This window comes from Stutzerimonas sp. R40042 (assembly GCF_026642215.1).
Lineage (GTDB): Bacteria > Pseudomonadota > Gammaproteobacteria > Pseudomonadales > Pseudomonadaceae > Stutzerimonas > Stutzerimonas frequens.
On the sequence record NZ_CP113258.1, the window covers coordinates 2,232,033 to 2,249,791 of the forward strand.

At 61.2% G+C, this 17,759-nt stretch carries 14 protein-coding genes; 12 read left to right on the forward strand and 2 right to left on the reverse strand.

The features are described 5' to 3' along the window. Nucleotides 1-79 precede the first annotated feature (79 nt). From OUY36_RS10630 to prpF, 5 genes are all read left to right on the forward strand, one after another. A complete protein-coding gene (locus tag OUY36_RS10630) occupies nucleotides 80-805 on the forward strand; it encodes a GntR family transcriptional regulator (protein WP_063543080.1) in 726 nt (241 codons plus the stop codon). Beyond that, nucleotides 802-1,689 (forward strand): methylisocitrate lyase, encoded by an 888-nt coding sequence (gene prpB / locus OUY36_RS10635; protein ID WP_267938004.1) that lies wholly within the window; start codon nucleotides 802-804, stop codon nucleotides 1,687-1,689. Before OUY36_RS10630 ends, prpB begins: the two co-directional genes overlap by 4 nt. Before the next feature lie 95 nt (nucleotides 1,690-1,784). Beyond that, on the forward strand, nucleotides 1,785-2,912 hold the full coding sequence (prpC, locus tag OUY36_RS10640) for a bifunctional 2-methylcitrate synthase/citrate synthase (RefSeq protein ID WP_063543076.1): 1,128 nt from the start codon (nucleotides 1,785-1,787) through the stop codon (nucleotides 2,910-2,912). Nucleotides 2,913-2,986: 74 nt separating this feature from the next. Next, nucleotides 2,987-5,590 carry a Fe/S-dependent 2-methylisocitrate dehydratase AcnD gene (gene acnD / locus OUY36_RS10645; RefSeq protein WP_133457111.1) on the forward strand — a complete coding sequence of 868 codons (2,604 nt, stop codon included), beginning with the start codon at nucleotides 2,987-2,989 and terminating at the stop codon, nucleotides 5,588-5,590. A 114-nt stretch (nucleotides 5,591-5,704) separates the two neighbouring features. Further along, nucleotides 5,705-6,892 carry a 2-methylaconitate cis-trans isomerase PrpF gene (prpF, locus tag OUY36_RS10650; RefSeq protein WP_110778991.1) on the forward strand — a complete coding sequence of 396 codons (1,188 nt, stop codon included), beginning with the start codon at nucleotides 5,705-5,707 and terminating at the stop codon, nucleotides 6,890-6,892. Nucleotides 6,893-6,984: 92 nt separating this feature from the next. Here the strand turns inward: prpF and ppsR are convergent, their stop codons facing one another. Continuing rightward, the gene (gene ppsR / locus OUY36_RS10655) at nucleotides 6,985-7,803 is read right to left on the reverse strand and encodes a posphoenolpyruvate synthetase regulatory kinase/phosphorylase PpsR (protein WP_267938007.1); all 819 of its coding nucleotides are present in this window, start codon (nucleotides 7,801-7,803) and stop codon (nucleotides 6,985-6,987) included. 154 nt (nucleotides 7,804-7,957) lie between these two features. On the opposite strand from ppsR, the gene ppsA reads away from it, so the two are divergent. The 7 genes from ppsA to OUY36_RS10690 all read left to right on the forward strand — a co-directional run bounded on the left by ppsA (nucleotide 7,958) and on the right by OUY36_RS10690 (nucleotide 14,928). Further along, nucleotides 7,958-10,327, forward strand: coding sequence for a phosphoenolpyruvate synthase (gene ppsA, locus OUY36_RS10660; RefSeq protein WP_125868902.1), 2,370 nt, complete (start codon nucleotides 7,958-7,960; stop codon nucleotides 10,325-10,327). Between the two features lie 144 nt (nucleotides 10,328-10,471). Further along, nucleotides 10,472-10,960: a ribonuclease E activity regulator RraA gene (gene rraA / locus OUY36_RS10665; RefSeq protein WP_063543070.1), complete on the forward strand. Its 489-nt coding sequence runs from the start codon at nucleotides 10,472-10,474 to the stop codon at nucleotides 10,958-10,960. Nucleotides 10,961-11,042: 82 nt separating this feature from the next. After that, a complete protein-coding gene (locus OUY36_RS10670; RefSeq protein WP_267938156.1) occupies nucleotides 11,043-12,038 on the forward strand; it encodes a zinc transporter ZntB in 996 nt (331 codons plus the stop codon). Nucleotides 12,039-12,094: 56 nt separating this feature from the next. Continuing rightward, nucleotides 12,095-12,337, forward strand: a complete 243-nt coding sequence (locus OUY36_RS10675) for a CrfX protein (RefSeq protein WP_102841155.1) — start codon at nucleotides 12,095-12,097, stop codon at nucleotides 12,335-12,337. Nucleotides 12,338-12,339: 2 nt separating this feature from the next. Further along, nucleotides 12,340-13,164, forward strand: coding sequence for a mechanosensitive ion channel family protein (locus tag OUY36_RS10680; protein ID WP_063543064.1), 825 nt, complete (start codon nucleotides 12,340-12,342; stop codon nucleotides 13,162-13,164). 84 nt (nucleotides 13,165-13,248) lie between these two features. Further along, a complete protein-coding gene (gene sigX, locus OUY36_RS10685; protein WP_063543062.1) occupies nucleotides 13,249-13,839 on the forward strand; it encodes an RNA polymerase sigma factor SigX in 591 nt (196 codons plus the stop codon). Nucleotides 13,840-13,938: 99 nt separating this feature from the next. After that, complete coding sequence (locus tag OUY36_RS10690; protein ID WP_063543060.1) at nucleotides 13,939-14,928, forward strand: OmpA family protein; 990 nt, start codon at nucleotides 13,939-13,941, stop codon at nucleotides 14,926-14,928. A 216-nt stretch (nucleotides 14,929-15,144) separates the two neighbouring features. Here OUY36_RS10690 and acnB read toward each other — a convergent pair whose 3' ends face one another. Continuing rightward, nucleotides 15,145-17,754 carry a bifunctional aconitate hydratase 2/2-methylisocitrate dehydratase gene (gene acnB, locus OUY36_RS10695; protein ID WP_063543058.1) on the reverse strand — a complete coding sequence of 870 codons (2,610 nt, stop codon included), beginning with the start codon at nucleotides 17,752-17,754 and terminating at the stop codon, nucleotides 15,145-15,147. Nucleotides 17,755-17,759: the final 5 nt, after the last annotated feature.

Consider the following 17,759-nt stretch of genomic DNA (forward strand, 5'->3'; position numbering starts at 1 on the left):
AATCCATCCGGCTTGCTTGTTGACTGCGGGTTTCTTCAGGCGTAGTTTCGCCGGAACGATCTGGAGATTGTCGACAATCATGTTGGATACCGTTGAAGTCGCCCCGGCAACGCAACAGATAGATAGTGGCACGCTTGCCGAGCACGTGTTCCGCCTGATCCAGGCTGCCATCGTCAAGGGTGAGATCGCTCCGGGAAGCAAGATTTCCGAGCCGGAACTGGCGCGCACCTACGGCATCAGCCGCGGACCGCTGCGCGAAGCGATTCATCGGCTTGAAGGGCAGAAGCTGCTGATTCGTGTGCCGCATGTGGGCGCGCGAGTGGTTTCGCTGAGCCACGCCGAGCTGATCGAACTCTATGAAATTCGCGAATCACTCGAGGGCATGGCCTGCCGCCTCGCCGCCGAGCGCATGAGCGAGGCGGAGATCGACGATCTGCGCCGGGTACTGCGCACCCACGAGCGCGACGAGGCATTTCAGGCTGGCGTCGGTTACTACCAGCAGGAAGGCGACTTCGATTTCCACTACCGGATCATCCAGGGCAGCGGCAACCGCACGCTGGCCAAACTGCTGTGCGACGAGCTCTACCAGCTCGTGCGCATGTACCGCATCCAGTTCTCAACGACGCCGAACCGGCCGCATCAGGCCTTCGCCGAACACCACCGGATTCTCGACGCCATCGCCGAGCGCGATGGCGAGTTGGCGGAACTGCTGATGCGCCGCCATATCGCCGCTTCCAAGCGCAATGTCGAGCGCCACTTCAAGGGCGCTCTTGAGCAAACACCACAACCAAGAGGTGAGGCATGACACTCCCAACCCCCGGTCAGCGATTCCGCGATGCGGTCGCCAGCGAACATCCCCTGCAGGTGGTCGGTGCGATCAACGCCAACCATGCGTTGCTGGCCAAGCGTGCCGGCTTCAAGGCGATCTATCTGTCCGGCGGCGGCGTTGCGGCCGGCTCGCTGGGTCTGCCTGACCTCGGCATCACCGGACTCGACGATGTGCTGACCGACGTACGCCGGATCACCGACGTCTGCGACCTGCCGCTGCTGGTGGATGTCGACACCGGCTTCGGCTCCTCGGCCTTCAACGTGGCCCGCACCGTCAAGTCGATGATCAAGTTCGGCGCGGCGGCGATCCACATCGAGGATCAGGTCGGCGCCAAGCGCTGCGGTCATCGTCCGAACAAGGAGATCGTCTCGCAGCAGGAGATGGTCGACCGCATCAAGGCGGCCGTCGATGCGCGTACCGACGACAGCTTCGTGATCATGGCGCGTACCGATGCGCTGGCGGTGGAAGGGCTGAACTCGGCGCTGGATCGTGCTGCCGCCTGCATCGAGGCCGGCGCCGACATGATCTTCCCCGAGGCGATCACCGAGCTGGACATGTACAAGGTCTTCGCCGACCGGGTGAAGGCGCCGATCCTGGCCAACATCACCGAGTTCGGCGCCACGCCGCTGTACACCACCGAGCAGCTGGCCAGCGTCGACGTGTCGCTGGTGCTCTATCCGTTGTCGGCGTTCCGCGCCATGAACAAGGCTGCCGAGAACGTTTACACCGCACTGCGCCGTGATGGCACCCAGGCGAACGTGATCGACACCATGCAGACCCGCATGGAGCTCTACGATCGCATCAACTACCACTCGTTCGAACAGCACCTAGACGCGCTGTTCGCCCAGAAGAAGAGCTGACGAGTAGCGCCCGACCGATTTGCCAGCGGGCGCTTTGCGATCCATTTTTCAACGTGATTTGCGGTATCCAGAACAAATCCAATAAGGAGATAGCAATGGCTGAAGCAAAAGTATTGAGCGGTGCGGGTCTGCGCGGACAGATCGCCGGACAGACTGCCCTGTGCACCGTTGGCAAGACCGGCGCCGGGCTGACCTATCGTGGCTACGACGTCCGCGACCTGGCCGCCGAATGCGATTTCGAGGAAGTCGCCTACCTGCTGTTCTACGGTGAGCTGCCGAACGCTCAGCAGCTGGCTGATTACAAGAATCGCCTGAAGACCATGCGTGACCTGCCGCAGGCACTGAAGGAAGTGCTCGAGCGCATTCCGGCCAGCGCGCATCCGATGGATGTGATGCGCACCGGCTCGTCGGTGCTCGGCACTCTTGAGCCGGAACTCAGCTTCGACCAGCAGCGCGACGTGGCCGAGCGCCTGATGGCGGCCTTCCCGGCCATCATGTGCTACTGGTACCGCTTCACCCACGACGGCGTGCGCATCAACTGCACCAGCGACGAAGACACCCTGGGTGGCCACTTCCTCGCGCTGCTGCACGACAAGAAGCCGAGCGACCTGCACGTCAAGGTGATGAACGTCTCGCTGATCCTCTATGCCGAGCACGAATTCAACGCCTCGACGTTCACCGCGCGGGTTTGCGCGTCGACTCTTTCCGACCTCTATTCCTGCGTGACCGGTGCCATCGGTTCGCTGCGTGGCCCGCTGCATGGCGGCGCCAACGAAGCGGCGATGGACATGATCGAGCAGTGGAAGAGCCCGGAAGAGGCGCGTGAAGCGATCCTCGGCATGCTCGAGCGCAAGGACAAGATCATGGGCTTCGGCCACGCGATCTACAGCGTCTCCGACCCGCGCAACGAGGTCATCAAGGTCTGGGCCAAGAAGCTCGCCGACGAAGTGGGCGACACCGTGCTCTACCCAGTATCGGTCGCGGTCGACGAAACCATGTGGGAGCAGAAGAAGCTGTTTCCCAACGCCGACTTCTACCATGCCTCCGCCTATCACTTCATGGGCATTCCCACCAAGCTGTTCACGCCGATCTTCGTCTGCTCGCGCGTAACCGGCTGGGCGTCCCATGTGTTCGAACAACGCAGCAACAACCGGATCATTCGGCCGAGCGCCGAGTACATCGGTCCGGAACAGCGCAAGGTCGTACCGATCGCTCAGCGCTGATCGGAGCGGGAGCCCGCTGTGCGGGCTCCTCAGGCCTGGCCCCTCGGAACATTATTGAATTGAGTTCTTCCGGCATGAATACAGAACACCGCAAACCTTTGCCAGGCACCGGGCTTGACTACTTCGACACCCGCGAGGCGATCGAAGCGATTCAGCCGGGCGCCTACGACAAACTGCCCTATACCTCCCGCGTGCTGGCCGAACAGCTGGTGCGCCGCTGTGAGCCCGAAGCGCTGACCGATTCGCTGAAGCAGATCATCGAGCGCAAGCGCGACCTCGACTTTCCCTGGTATCCGGCTCGCGTCGTCTGCCACGACATCCTCGGCCAGACCGCGCTGGTCGATCTCGCCGGCCTGCGCGATGCGATCGCGGAGCAGGGCGGGGATCCGGCCAAGGTCAACCCGGTGGTGCCGACGCAGCTGATCGTCGACCATTCGCTGGCGGTGGAATATGCCGGTTTCGATCCGGATGCCTTCGAGAAGAACCGCGCCGTCGAGGAACGTCGCAACGAGGACCGCTTCCACTTTATCGAGTGGACCAAGACCGCGTTCAAGAACGTCGACGTGATCCCGGCCGGCAACGGCATCATGCACCAGATCAACCTGGAGAAAATGTCCCCGGTGATCCAGGCCCGCGGCGGCGTGGCCTTCCCGGACACCTGCGTCGGCACCGACTCGCATACGCCGCACGTCGATGCGCTGGGTGTGATCGCCATCGGTGTTGGCGGTCTGGAAGCCGAAACCGTGATGCTCGGCCTGCCCTCGATGATGCGTCTGCCCGACATCGTCGGTGTGCGTCTGACCGGCAAGCGTCAGCCGGGCATCACCGCCACCGATATCGTCCTCGCGCTGACCGAGTTCCTGCGCAAGGAACGTGTCGTCGGAGCCTGGGTCGAGTTCTTCGGCGAAGGCGCCGACAGTCTGACCATTGGCGATCGCGCGACCATCTCCAACATGTGCCCGGAGTATGGCGCCACCGCTTCGATGTTCTACATCGACCAACAGACCATCGATTACCTCAAGCTGACCGGTCGCGAGCCGGAGCAGGTTGCTCTGGTCGAGCAATACGCCAAGGAAACCGGTCTGTGGGCGACTGCCCTGGAAGGCGCCGAGTACGAGCGCGTGCTCGAGTTCGACCTGTCCAGCGTGGTGCGCAACATGGCCGGTCCGAGCAACCCGCACAAGCGCCTGCCGACCTCCGCCCTGCACGAGCGCGGTATCGCCGACGAGGCCAAGCTGGCCGCAGCCCGCGCCGAGGAAGCCGAAGGCCGGTTGCCGGATGGCGCGGTGATCATCGCCGCCATCACCAGCTGCACCAACACCTCCAATCCGCGCAACGTGGTCGCCGCCGGCCTGCTAGCGAAGAAGGCCAACGAGCTTGGCCTGGTGCGCAAGCCCTGGGTGAAGACATCCTTCGCGCCGGGCTCGAAGGTGGCCAAGCTGTACCTGGAAGAGGCGGGCCTGCTGCCGGAACTGGAGAAGCTCGGCTTCGGCATCGTCGCCTATGCCTGCACGACCTGTAACGGCATGTCCGGCGCACTGGATCCGAAGATCCAGCAAGAGATCATCGAGCGTGACCTGTACGCCACCGCGGTCCTCTCCGGTAACCGCAACTTCGATGGCCGTATCCACCCGTATGCCAAGCAGGCATTCCTCGCCTCGCCGCCACTGGTGGTCGCCTACGCCATCGCCGGTACCGTGCGCTTCGATATCGAACAGGATGTGCTGGGCACCGACAAGAACGGCAATCCGGTTACCCTGAAGGACCTGTGGCCATCCGACGAGGAGATCGACGCCATCGTCGCCGCCTCGGTCAAGCCGGAGCAGTTCAAGCAGGTCTACATCCCGATGTTCGACCTGGGCAGCATCGAGGAAGCCAAGAGTCCGCTGTACGATTGGCGTCCGATGTCCACTTACATCCGTCGTCCGCCGTACTGGGAAGGCGCCCTGGCTGGCGAGCGCACGCTCAAGGGCATGCGCCCACTGGCGATCCTGCCGGACAACATCACCACCGATCACCTGTCGCCATCCAACGCGATCCTGCTGGATTCGGCCGCCGGTGAGTACTTGGCGAAGATGGGCCTGCCGGAGGAGGACTTCAACTCCTACGCCACCCACCGCGGCGACCACCTGACTGCGCAACGGGCGACGTTCGCCAACCCGCAGCTGGTCAACGAGATGGCGGTCGTGGACGGCAAGGTGCAGAAGGGTTCGCTGGCGCGCGTCGAGCCGGAAGGCAAGGTGATGCGCATGTGGGAAGCCATCGAAACCTACATGAACCGCAAGCAGAACCTGATCATCGTGGCCGGTGCCGACTATGGCCAGGGCAGCTCGCGTGACTGGGCGGCCAAGGGCGTGCGCTTGGCCGGCGTGGAAGTGATCGTCGCCGAAGGCTTCGAGCGCATCCACCGCACCAACCTAGTGGGCATGGGCGTGCTGCCGGTCGAGTTCAAGCCGGGCACCACCCGCCTGACCCTCGGCCTCGACGGCACCGAAACCTTCGATATCGAAGGCGAGCTGTCGCCGCGTTGCGATCTGACCCTGGTCGTGCATCGTAAGAACGGTGAGGAAACCCGTGTGCCGGTGACCTGCCGTCTCGATACCGCGGCCGAGGTCAGCGTCTACCAGGCTGGCGGTGTACTGCAGCGCTTTGCCAAGGACTTCCTCGGTCAGGCCTGAGGCACGCCAGTTCCGCGCGTGCTCTGTGGTTCGTCCGCAGAGCACGTGCGCAGCGGCGATATTTCATTTCTGCGCGACCGTCCGGTGGCGCAGCTTCATGAGGACCAGATTCCCATGGCTCATCTTCCCCAGATCAGGATTCCTGCCACCTACATGCGTGGCGGCACCAGCAAGGGCGTGTTCTTCCGCCTACAGGACCTGCCGGAGAGCTGCCAGGTGCCGGGCGCTGCGCGCGACAAGCTGTTCATGCGCGTGATCGGCAGCCCTGACCCGTATTCGGCGCATATCGACGGCATGGGTGGCGCGACGTCCAGTACCAGCAAATGCGTCATCCTTTCGAAGAGCAGTCGGCCGGATCACGACGTCGAATACCTCTATGGTCAGGTGTCGATCGACAAGTCCTTCGTCGACTGGAGCGGCAACTGCGGCAACCTTTCCACTGGCGCGGGCGCCTTTGCCTTGCATGCCGGCCTGGTGGATGCCGAGCGCATTCCGCAGAACGGAACCTGTGTGGTGCGGATCTGGCAGGCCAATATCGGCAAGACCATCATCGCCCACGTACCGGTCACCGACGGCCAGGTGCAGGAAACCGGCGATTTCGAGCTGGACGGCGTGACCTTTCCGGCAGCCGAGATCGTGCTGGAATTCCTCGATCCGTCCGATGACGGCGAGGAGGGCGGCTCGATGTTCCCCACCGGCAACCTGGTCGACGAGTTGGAGGTGCCCGGTATCGGCACGCTCAAGGCGACCATGATCAGCGCCGGCATTCCCACTGTATTCGTCAATGCAGAGGACATCGGCTACCAGGGCACCGAGCTGCGTGAGGACATCAACGGCAATCCGGAGGCGCTGGCACGTCTGGAGGCGATCCGTGTGGCCGGTGCACTGCGCATGGGCTTGATCAAGACCGCAGAGGAGGCGCTGACCCGTCAGCATACGCCGAAGGTTGCGTTCGTTTCCCAACCGAAAAGCTATCGGGCGTCCTCCGGCAAGAACATCGAAGCGGGTGAGGTCGATCTACTCGTCCGTGCACTGTCCATGGGCAAGCTGCACCACGCCATGATGGGCACCTGTGCAGTGGCCATCGGCACCGCGGCGGCGGTGCCCGGTACGCTGGTCAATCTCGCCGCGGGCGGTGGTGAGCGTCAGGCCGTGCGCTTCGGGCATCCGTCCGGCACCCTGCGGGTCGGGGCCGAAGCGAAGCAGATCGACGGCCAGTGGACGGTTACCAAGGCAATCATGAGTCGCAGCGCGCGGGTGCTGATGGAAGGCTGGGTACGTGTGCCAGGCGACGCGTTCTGATGCGCTTCAGCCGCCGGGAAGCAAATTCTTCCGGTTGAAAAACGCAAAAAGTCCGCACCAAGCGGACTTTTTGTTGTCTAGCGAAGCGGCACTTATTTGAGTCGACGCTCGACGCCTTTCTCCACCAGGATCTTGGCCGAGATTTCCTCGACCGAAAAATGCGTGGAGTTGATGAAGTTTATGTTCTCGCGGCGGAACAGATTTTCCACCTCGCGGACTTCGAATTCGCATTGGGCGAAACTGGCGTAGCGGCTGTTGGGCTTGCGTTCGTTGCGGATGGCAGCCAGGCGGTCCGGGTCGATGGTGAGCCCGAACAGCTTGTCCTTGTACTCCTTGAGTGCACTGGGCAGCTGCAGGCGCTCCATGTCGTCCTCGGTGAGCGGATAGTTGGCGGCGCGGATGCCGTACTGCATCGCCATGTACAGACAGGTTGGCGTCTTGCCGCAGCGCGACACGCCAACCAGGATCAGGTCCGCCTTGTCGTAGTAGCGGGTGCGCGCACCATCGTCGTTGTCGAGGGCGAAGTTGACCGCCTCGATACGCTCCATGTAGTTGGTGTTGTGGCTGATCGAGTGGGATTTGCCCACGGAATAGGAGGAACGTGACATCAGCTCATGTTCCAGCGGAGCAAGGAACGAAGAGAAGATATCGATCATGAAGCCATTGGATTCGGCGAGAATGTCACGGATTTCCTGGTTAACCAGCGTGTCGAAAATGATCGGCCGGCCACCGTCCCTTTCCGCGGCATTATTGATTTGCTGTACCATGGCCCGCGCTTTTTCCGCGGTGTCGATATACGGGCGCGTCAGTTTAGTGAAGGTGATGTTCTCGAACTGCGCCAGAAGACTCTGGCCCAGGGTTTCCGCGGTGATGCCTGTGCCGTCCGAAATGAAGAAAGCAGTTCGTTTCATGTGCCTTGGGCCTTAAGTCGAGAACGGTTCCCAGCTATAGTAGGCCCTTCGCCGAGCCCGGTTGGCGGGCATTGTTACTTATTTTGCAGGGTCGGGCCACAGTCGTGCGGCCCGGCTCCGGTTGAGTTTCCAACACTAATGTGGAGAGATCACCTTGGTAGAGTACGTAGTTTCCCTCGATAAGCTCGGCAATCATGACGTTGAGCGTGTAGGGGGCAAGAACGCCTCCCTGGGCGAGATGATCAGCAACCTCGCCGGTGCCGGCGTTTCCGTACCGGGCGGTTTCGCCACGACGGCCCAGGCCTATCGCGACTTCCTCGAGCTCAGCGGTCTGAACGATCAGATCCACGCGCTGCTTGATGCCCTCGATGTGGATGACGTCAACGCCCTGGCCAAGGCCGGCGCGCAGATCCGTCAGTGGGTCATGGATGCTGAATTCCCGCCGCAGCTCGACGCCGACATTCGCAAGGCCTTCGCCGAAATGTCCGGCGGCAACGACAACATGGCCGTCGCGGTCCGCTCCTCGGCCACTGCTGAAGACCTGCCGGATGCCTCCTTCGCCGGCCAGCAGGAAACCTTCCTCAACATCCGTGGCGTGGACAACGTGATCCGCGCGGCCAAGGAAGTGTTCGCCTCTCTGTTCAACGACCGTGCCATCGCCTACCGCGTGCATCAGGGCTTCGATCACAAACTGGTCGCCCTGTCTGCCGGCGTGCAGCGCATGGTCCGCTCGGAAACCGGCACCGCCGGTGTGATGTTCACCCTCGACACCGAATCGGGCTTCCGTGACGTGGTGTTCATCACCGGCGCCTACGGCCTCGGCGAGACGGTGGTACAGGGTGCGGTCAATCCGGACGAGTTCTACGTCCACAAGCAGACCCTGGAAGCCGGACGCCCGGCCATCCTGCGCCGCAATCTGGGCAGCAAGGCGATCAAGATGGTCTATGGCGACGAAGCCAAGGCCGGTAAGTCGGTCAAGACTGTCGACGTCGATGCGGCCGACCGTGCGCGCTTCTGCCTGACCGATGAAGAGGTCACCAACCTAGCCAAGCAGGCGATGATCATCGAGAAGCACTACGGCCGCCCGATGGACATCGAATGGGCCAAGGACGGTGACGACGGCAAGCTGTACATCGTCCAGGCCCGTCCGGAAACCGTGAAGAGCCGCAGCAGCGCCAACGTGATGGAGCGTTATCTGCTGAAGGAGAAGGGCACCGTACTGGTCGAGGGTCGTGCCATCGGCCAGCGCATCGGCGCAGGCCCGGTCAAGGTCATCCACGACGTGAGCGAGATGGACAAGGTCCAGCCGGGCGACGTGCTGGTCTCCGACATGACCGATCCGGATTGGGAGCCAGTGATGAAGCGCGCCAGCGCGATCGTCACCAACCGCGGCGGGCGCACCTGCCACGCAGCGATCATCGCCCGTGAGCTGGGTATTCCCGCCGTCGTCGGCTGCGGCAATGCCACCGAAGTCCTCAAGGATGGCCAGCGCGTTACTGTTTCCTGCGCCGAAGGCGATACCGGCCTGATCTTCGATGGCGAGCTGGGTTTCGACATCCGCCAGAACTCCATCGATGCCATGCCGGAGCTGCCGTTCAAGATCATGATGAACGTCGGCAACCCGGACCGCGCCTTCGACTTCGCCCACCTGCCGAATGAAGGCGTTGGCCTGGCCCGTCTCGAGTTCATCATCAACCGCATGATCGGCGTGCACCCCAAGGCGCTGCTGAACTTCGACGGTCTGCCTGCAGATGTGAAGAGCAGCGTGGAGAAGCGCATCGCCGGCTACGACGATCCGGTCAACTTCTATGTCGAGAAGCTGGTCGAGGGCGTCAGCACTCTGGCCGCGGCATTCTGGCCGAAGAAGGTCATCGTGCGCCTGTCGGACTTCAAGTCGAACGAGTACGCCAACCTGATCGGCGGCAAGCTTTACGAGCCGGAAGAAGAGAACCCTATGCTCGGCTTCCGCGGTGCTTCTCGCTACATCAGCGATTCGTTCCGTGACTGCTTCGAACTCGAATGCCGTGCGATGAAGAAGGTCCGCGACGTCATGGGTCTGACCAACGTCGAGCTGATGGTGCCGTTCGTGCGCACCTTGGGCGAAGCATCCCAGGTTGTCGATCTGCTGGCGAAGTACGGCCTCAAGCGTGGCGAGAATGGTCTGCGGGTCATCATGATGTGCGAGCTGCCGTCCAACGCTCTGCTGGCCGACGAGTTCCTCGAGTTCTTCGATGGCTTCTCAATCGGCTCCAACGACATGACCCAGCTGACGCTGGGCCTGGATCGCGACTCCGGCATCATCGCCCACTTGTTCGACGAGCGTAATCCGGCGGTGAAGAAGCTGCTCGCCAACGCCATCCAGGCGTGCAACAAGGCCGGCAAGTACATCGGTATCTGCGGTCAGGGCCCGTCGGATCATCCGGATCTGGCCAAGTGGCTGATGGAGCAGGGCATCGAAAGCGTGTCGTTGAATCCGGATTCCGTGCTGGATACCTGGTTCTTCCTGGCTGATCGTCAGATCTGACCGTTACGGTAGATCGAAAACGGGGCGTCAGCCCCGTTTTCATTTGTGCCGGAAATCCATGTCCGTTCCGCCACTGGCCGCTTGCGGCTAATATGTCGCGCCAGATGGTTCAAAGGTCGTTATCCCTAGCAGAAGGAGCTTTCCATGCAATACGTCACGCCTGATCTGTGCGACGCCTATCCTGACCTGGTGCAGGTCGTCGAACCGCTGTTCAGCAATTTCGGTGGCCGCGACTCCTTCGGCGGAGAGATCGTGACCGTCAAGTGCTTCGAGGACAATTCACTGGTCAAGGATCAGGTTGATGTCGATGGCACTGGCAAGGTGATGGTTGTTGACGGCGGCGGCTCGCTGCGTCGCGCCCTGCTGGGCGACATGCTCGCCGAGAAAGCGGCACGCAACGGCTGGGAAGGCCTGATCATCTACGGCTGTGTGCGCGACGTCGATGTTCTCGCGCAGACTGAGCTGGGCGTGCAGGCGCTGGCCAGCCACCCGATGAAGACTGATAAGCGTGGTATCGGCGATCTCAACGTTCCAGTGACTTTCTGCGGCGTGACATTCCGCCCGGGCGAATACGTTTATGCCGACAATAACGGCATCATCGTGTCGCCGGAGCCGCTGTCCATGCCGGAGTAATCCGCTGCACTGGCGGGGCATACCCGCCATTTGTTCCGAGCCCGGCGACGCCGGGCTTTTCATGAGTGACGACGATACATCGATGCGGGAATTTCACAGCGAGCAAAACGGCCTGATCCACGCGTTTGTTCTGGATGGCAGCGGCGGTGCCCGACAGATCGGCTATCAGGACCTGCCTATTTTGCAACTGAAGGGGCATGAAAGCCTCTGGTTGCACTGGGATCGCAGCCAGCCCCAGGCGCAGCAATGGTTACGCAGGCAGAGCGGACTCGGTGCCTTTGCCTGCGATGTGCTGCTGGAAGAGAACACGCGGCCTCGCATGCTGGCCTTGCCTCAGGAGGAGCTGCTGCTTTTCCTGCGCGGCGTCAATCTGAACCCCGATGCAGAACCGGAAGACATGGTGTCGGTGCGCGTGTTCGCCGACCGGCAACGGGTCATTTCTCTTCGGCTGCGACCATTGCGCTCTACGGAGGTGGTCATACAGCTGCTGTCGGAGGGAAGGGGGCCGAAAACCGCGTCTGAACTGCTGATCTATCTCGCTGAGGCGATGACCGATCGCGTCGATGATCTCGTCATGCAGCTCTCCGAGCGGATCGATAAGGAAGAAGAAGCGCTTGAGGCGAACGAGCGCTACACCCCCGAGCACGATTCGATGCTCTCCTTGCGTCGGCAGGCGGCTGGCCTGCGCCGGTTCCTGCTGCCCCAGCGGGAGCTCTACGGTCAGCTGACGCGCAACAGACTGAGCTGGTTCGTCGAGGACGACACCGAGTATTGGAACGAGCTCAGCAACCGCTTGACCCGTTATCTCGAAGAGCTGGAAATGGTCCGGGAGCGGATCAATCTCGTGCTGGAGTCTGAACACCGCAGGCTGAGCGAGCGGATGAACCGGACCATGTATCTGCTTGCTATCATTACGGGCTTTTTTCTGCCGCTCAGCTTTCTCACCGGACTGCTCGGAATCAACGTCGGGGGCATACCTGGTGCCGACTTCCCATACGGGTTTGCCGTAGCCTGCGCGCTGATAGGCAGTATCGCCTTGCTGCAATGGTGGATGCTACGGCGCCTCCGCTGGCTCTGAATGTGACTCCCGACCGGCCATAGACCGTCTAGGCCACATACTTTAGCGAGGTTTGCATGCGCGATCCCTTTGAAGAATCCCTGCGAGATCTGCTCAACAAGCCCTCCGTGCACGATGACGACGCCTGCCTGGGGCGAGTGCTGAAGACGGCCAACCGGCAGGTGGGTGCTGGCGACCTGTTTGCTCTGGTAGGGCACTGGCTCGAAGCATTGCTGATGGCCGTCAATAGCGGGTCGCGACATCTCGCACCGGTTTCCCGCCGGGCTGCTTCCAACCGTTCTTTCGATAAGGCTGATTGATCATGGAATTCGATCCCTGGACCCAAAGTCTGCTGTCGGCGATGAGCTCGCTTTGGGCATCTGTAGCGGCCTTTATTCCCCGTCTGTTCGGCGCCGTGGTCGTCGTATTGCTCGGGTTCGTGGTAGCCAAGCTGCTCGATACCTTGTTATCCAAAGTGCTGGCCAAGGTCGGATTGGATCGGCTGATGGCCGGAACCGGGCTTACCAAACTGTTGGGCCGAGCGGGCATACGCATTCCGGTCTCGGCGTTGATCGGTAAGGTGGTGTATTGGTTCGTGCTGCTGATCTTCCTGGTCTCGGCCGCCGAATCGCTGGGGCTGGAGCGCGTTTCGGCAACCCTCGACATGCTTGCGCTCTATGTGCCGAAGGTCTTCGGCGCTGCGTTGGTTCTGCTCGCTGGTGTCCTGCTGGCGCAGCTGTTGAGCGGTCTGGTTCGAGGCGCCGCCGAGGGTGTCGGCCTTGATTACGCGAACGGTTTGGCGCGAATGGCGCAGGGCCTGGTGATAATCATCAGCATTTCCGTGGCGATTGGGCAGCTCGAGGTCAAGACCGAGCTGCTCAATTATGTGATTGCCATCGTTCTGATCACGGTCGGCCTCGCGGTTGCGCTGGCCCTTGGTCTCGGTAGTCGTGAGCTGGTAAGTCAGATCCTGGCTGGAATCTATGTGCGTGAGCTCTACGAAGTGGGTCAGAAGGTACGGCTGCCTGACATGGAAGGCCAGATCGAGGAAATCGGTACGGTGAAAACCTTATTGCTTACCGATGACGGCGAGCTGATGTCCGTAGCGAACAAAGTGCTACTCGAACAGCGAGTCGGCAGCCGCTAGCCCTGAGTATCTGGTAAAGTACGTCGCCTTTTTTCCGGTTTCCATGATTGGCGGCCGAGATTTTGACTGCCGGCTCGAAGCGTCTTGACTAAAACCCCAACGTCCATTTCGCGCTACGATCCACGCCAGCTCAGCGATGAAGAGCTGGTGCGGCATGCTCACGTCGAACTGTTTCATATAACCCGAGCGTATGAAGAGCTGATGCGTCGCTATCAGCGCACGTTGTTCAATGTTTGTGCGCGTTACTTGGGGAACGAGCGGGATGCGGATGACGTATGCCAGGAAGTTATGCTCAAGGTGTTATATGGGTTGAAGAACTTCGAAGGTAAGTCGAAGTTCAAAACATGGCTCTATAGCATCACTTACAACGAATGCATTACGCAATATCGTAAAGAGCGCCGCAAACGGCGCCTGCTCGATGCGCTTAGCCTCGATCCGCTGGAAGAAGCATCCGATGAGAAGGCGCCTAAACTCGAAGAGAAGGCGGGTCTGGATCGTTGGTTGGTGCATGTAAACCCGATCGATCGGGAGATATTGGTGTTGCGTTTTGTTGCTGAACTCGAGTTTCAGGAAATCGCCGATATCATGCACATGGGGCTTAGCGCGACGAAGATGCGTTACAAGCGCGCACTGGACAAGCTGCGGGAAAAATTTTCCGATCAAAGTGAAACTTAGCCCGTCAAACTTGTCTTACCCGTAGCGAACAGCTTGGGCAAACATGCAACCGGGTTCCTTAGATTGTTCTGATACTAACCACCAGATGGGGATTTACGGATGAAACTTAAAAACACCTTAGGCGTCGTAATCGGTTCGATAGTCGCCGCGACTTCTCTCAGCGCGCTGGCTCAAGGACAGGGTGCCGTAGAGGTGGAGGCGTTCGGTAAGCACTATTTCACTGACAGCTCGCGCGACGTTCAGCGTGATGGCGAATTGTATGGCGCTGGCGTCAGCTATTTTCTTACCGACGATGTTTCGTTGGGTCTCTCCTACGGCGAATACCATGACCTGACCTCTAAGGAGCCGGGCGCCGATGGTAGTCACAAGAACATCAAGGGCAGCCTGACTTCCCTCGATGCTGCCTATCATTTTGGCGCTCCGGGTGTTGGCCTGCGTCCGTACGTCTCCGCTGGCGTTGCTCATCAGAGCATTGGCCAGGCCGCCCGCAGTGGTCGTGACCACAGCACCTTTGCCAACGTGGGCACCGGCCTGAAGTACTACTTCACCGAGAACTTCTTTGCCAAGGCCAGCGTTGATGGCATGTACAACATCGATGCTGATGAAGCCGAGTGGATGGCTGGCGTTGGTGTCGGTCTGAACTTCGGTGGCGGTGCCCGTCAGGTTGCTGCCGTTGAGCCGACTCCGGAACCGGCCCCGGCTCCGATCGTTGACACCGAGCCGGAACCGGCTCCGGAAGTCGTACGCGTCGAGCTGGACGTCAAGTTCGACTTCGACAAGTCGCGCGTCCGCGAAGAAAGCTACAGCGACATCAAGAACCTCGCTGATTTCATGCAGCAGTACCCGCAAACCACCACCGTGGTCGAAGGTCACACCGACTCCGTTGGCACCGACCAGTACAACCAGCGCTTGTCCGAGCGTCGTGCTGAAGCAGTACGCAACGTTCTGGTCAACGAGTATGGCGTTGAAGGCGGTCGTGTGAACTCCGTCGGTTATGGCGAATCTCGTCCAGTTGCTGATAACTCCACCGAGGAAGGTCGTCAGATCAACCGTCGTGTTGAGGCCGAGGTAGAAGCTCAGGTTCAGTAATGCTGAGCTGAAGTCTTCAAGCTCGAAAAGCCCGGCATAGTCCGGGCTTTTCTTTGTCTGCAGCAAAAGTGCCGCCGCTGTGCTTCGGGCCGCGGCTGGCGGTTGCGATGCTGCCGTATACAAATGGTTGACCGGATAAACATCAGCCGGCGAAGAAATCCGTAGGCATAAAAAAACCCCGCCGAAGCGGGGTTTTTTTATTGCATTACAGCGTCATCAGACTTCGACGACCTTGATCTTGGCCTTTTCCGCAGCGTCACGGAACTCGGCGATCTGGTCGAAGGACAGGTAGCGATAGATGTCGGCAGCCATGCTGTCGATGTTCTTCGCGTACTCCATGTACTCCGCAACAGTCGGCAGCTTGCCGATGATGGAGGCTACCGCTGCCAGTTCGGCCGAGGCCAGGTATACATTGGTGGCGTCGCCGAGGCGGTTCGGGAAGTTACGGGTCGACGTGGAGACGACGGTCGAACCGGTCTGAACGCGAGCCTGGTTGCCCATGCACAGGGAGCAGCCCGGCATTTCCATGCGCGCGCCAGCCTTGCCGTAGATGCCGTAGTAGCCTTCTTCGGTCAGCTGGTGAGCGTCCATCTTGGTCGGCGGGGCCAGCCACAGACGGGTCGGAATACCACCCTTGACCTTGTCGAGCAGCTTGCCGGCAGCGCGGAAGTGGCCGATGTTGGTCATGCAGGAGCCGATGAAGACTTCATCGATCTTCTCGCCAGCAACGGTGGACAGCAGGCGGGCATCGTCCGGGTCGTTCGGTGCGCAGAGCACGGGCTCTTTCACTTCGGACAGGTCGATTTCGATCACAGCGGCGTATTCAGCGTCCTTGTCGGCTTCCAGCAGCTTCGGATCGGCCAGCCAGGCTTCCATCGCCTGGGCACGACGCTCGAGGGTGCGAGCATCGCCATAGCCCTCGCTGATCATCCAGCGCAGCATGGTGATGTTCGACTTCAGGTACTCGGCGATCGACTCTTCCGGCAGCTTGATGGTGCAACCAGCAGCCGAGCGCTCTGCGGAGGCGTCGGACAGTTCGAACGCTTGCTCGACGGTCAGCTGGTTCAGGCCTTCGATCTCGAGGATGCGGCCGGAGAAGATGTTCTTCTTGCCCTTCTTCTCGACAGTCAGCAGGCCCTGCTGGATGGCGTAGTACGGGATGGCATGGACCAGGTCGCGCAGTGTGATGCCCGGCTGCATTTGGCCCTTGAAGCGCACCAGTACGGATTCCGGCATGTCCAGCGGCATGACGCCAGTGGCGGCAGCGAAGGCGACCAGGCCGGAACCGGCCGGGAAGGAGATACCGATCGGGAAACGGGTGTGCGAGTCACCACCGGTACCAACGGTATCCGGCAGCAGCATGCGGTTCAGCCAGCTGTGAATGATGCCGTCGCCCGGACGCAGCGACACGCCGCTGCGGTTCATGATGAAGTCCGGCAGGGTGTGATGGGTATTGACGTCGATCGGCTTCGGATAGGCCGCGGTGTGGCAGAACGACTGCATGACCAGGTCGGCGGAGAAGCCGAGGCAGGCCAGGTCCTTCAGCTCGTCGCGGGTCATCGGGCCGGTGGTGTCCTGGGAGCCGACGGTGGTCATCTTCGGCTCGCAGTAGGTGCCCGGGCGGACGCCTTGGCCTTCCGGCAGACCGCATGCGCGACCGACCATCTTCTGTGCGAGGGTGAAGCCTTTGCCGCTGTCAGCCGGCGCTTCCGGCTTCTTGAACAGGGTGGACGGAGCCAGACCCAGCTCGGCGCGGGCCTTCTCGGTCAGGCCGCGACCGATGATCAGCGGGATACGACCGCCAGCACGGACTTCGTCCAGCAGCACGTCGGTTTTCAGCTCGAAAGTGGTGATGACTTCATCGGTGCCGTGCTTGCAAACCTTGCCAGCGTACGGATAGACGTCGATCACGTCGCCCATGGCGAGGTTGCTGCAATCGAACTCGATCGGCAGGGCGCCGGCATCTTCCATGGTGTTGTAGAAGATCGGAGCGATCTTGGTGCCGAAGCAGAAGCCTCCGGCGCGCTTGTTCGGTACGTTCGGAATGTCATCACCGAAGAACCACAGCACGGAGTTGGTGGCCGACTTGCGCGAAGAACCGGTACCGACCACATCGCCGACGTATGCAACCGGGAAGCCCTTGGCCTTCAGTTCTTCCATCTGCTTGATCGGGCCAACCGAGCCCGGCACGTCCGGGTTGATGCCGTCGCGGGCCATTTTCAGCATGGCCAGGGCGTGCAGTGGGATGTCAGGGCGCGACCAGGCGTCTGGAGCAGGTGACAGGTCGTCGGTGTTGGTTTCGCCAGTGACCTTGAACACGGACAGGGTGACTTTTTCGGCAACTGCCGGGCGGTTGGTGAACCACTCGCCTTCGGCCCAGGACTGCATGACGGCCTTGGCGTGCTCGTTGCCGGCCTTGGCTTTCTCGGCCACATCGTGGAAGGCGTCGAACATCAGCAGGGTGTGCTTCAGCTGCTCGGCGGCGACAGCGCCCAGCTCGGCGTTATCCAGCAGCTCGACCAGGGTGGCGATGTTGTAGCCGCCCTGCATGGTGCCCAGCAGCTCGACGGCGCGCTGCTTGCTCAGCAGCGGCGAGGAGGTTTCACCTTTGGCCAGGGCGGACAGGAAACCGGCCTTGACGTAGGCGGCTTCGTCGACGCCAGCAGGGACGCGGTTGGTGATCAGGTCAACGAGGAATTCTTCTTCGCCGGCCGGCGGGTTCTTCAGCAGCTCGACCAGGCCTGCGGTTTGCTCGGCGTTCAGCGGCTGGGGCACGACGCCCTGGGCGGCACGCTCTTCTACGTGTTTGCGATAGGCTTCAAGCACAGTTT

What these genes read in the sequence shown, in the direction of transcription:
- OUY36_RS10675 (WP_102841155.1), top strand. Translation starts at nt 12,095, where the DNA reads ATGCGCGATCCCTTTGAAGAATCCCTGCGAGATCTGCTCAACAAGCCC.
- OUY36_RS10630 (WP_063543080.1), top strand. Translation starts at nt 80, where the DNA reads ATGTTGGATACCGTTGAAGTCGCCCCGGCAACGCAACAGATAGATAGT.
- OUY36_RS10670 (WP_267938156.1), top strand. Translation starts at nt 11,043, where the DNA reads ATGCGGGAATTTCACAGCGAGCAAAACGGCCTGATCCACGCGTTTGTT.
- rraA (WP_063543070.1), top strand. Translation starts at nt 10,472, where the DNA reads ATGCAATACGTCACGCCTGATCTGTGCGACGCCTATCCTGACCTGGTG.
- prpB (WP_267938004.1), top strand. Translation starts at nt 802, where the DNA reads ATGACACTCCCAACCCCCGGTCAGCGATTCCGCGATGCGGTCGCCAGC.
- OUY36_RS10680 (WP_063543064.1), top strand. Translation starts at nt 12,340, where the DNA reads ATGGAATTCGATCCCTGGACCCAAAGTCTGCTGTCGGCGATGAGCTCG.
- OUY36_RS10690 (WP_063543060.1), top strand. Translation starts at nt 13,939, where the DNA reads ATGAAACTTAAAAACACCTTAGGCGTCGTAATCGGTTCGATAGTCGCC.
- ppsR (WP_267938007.1), bottom strand. Translation starts at nt 7,803, where the DNA reads ATGAAACGAACTGCTTTCTTCATTTCGGACGGCACAGGCATCACCGCG.
- prpF (WP_110778991.1), top strand. Translation starts at nt 5,705, where the DNA reads ATGGCTCATCTTCCCCAGATCAGGATTCCTGCCACCTACATGCGTGGC.
- acnD (WP_133457111.1), top strand. Translation starts at nt 2,987, where the DNA reads ATGAATACAGAACACCGCAAACCTTTGCCAGGCACCGGGCTTGACTAC.
- prpC (WP_063543076.1), top strand. Translation starts at nt 1,785, where the DNA reads ATGGCTGAAGCAAAAGTATTGAGCGGTGCGGGTCTGCGCGGACAGATC.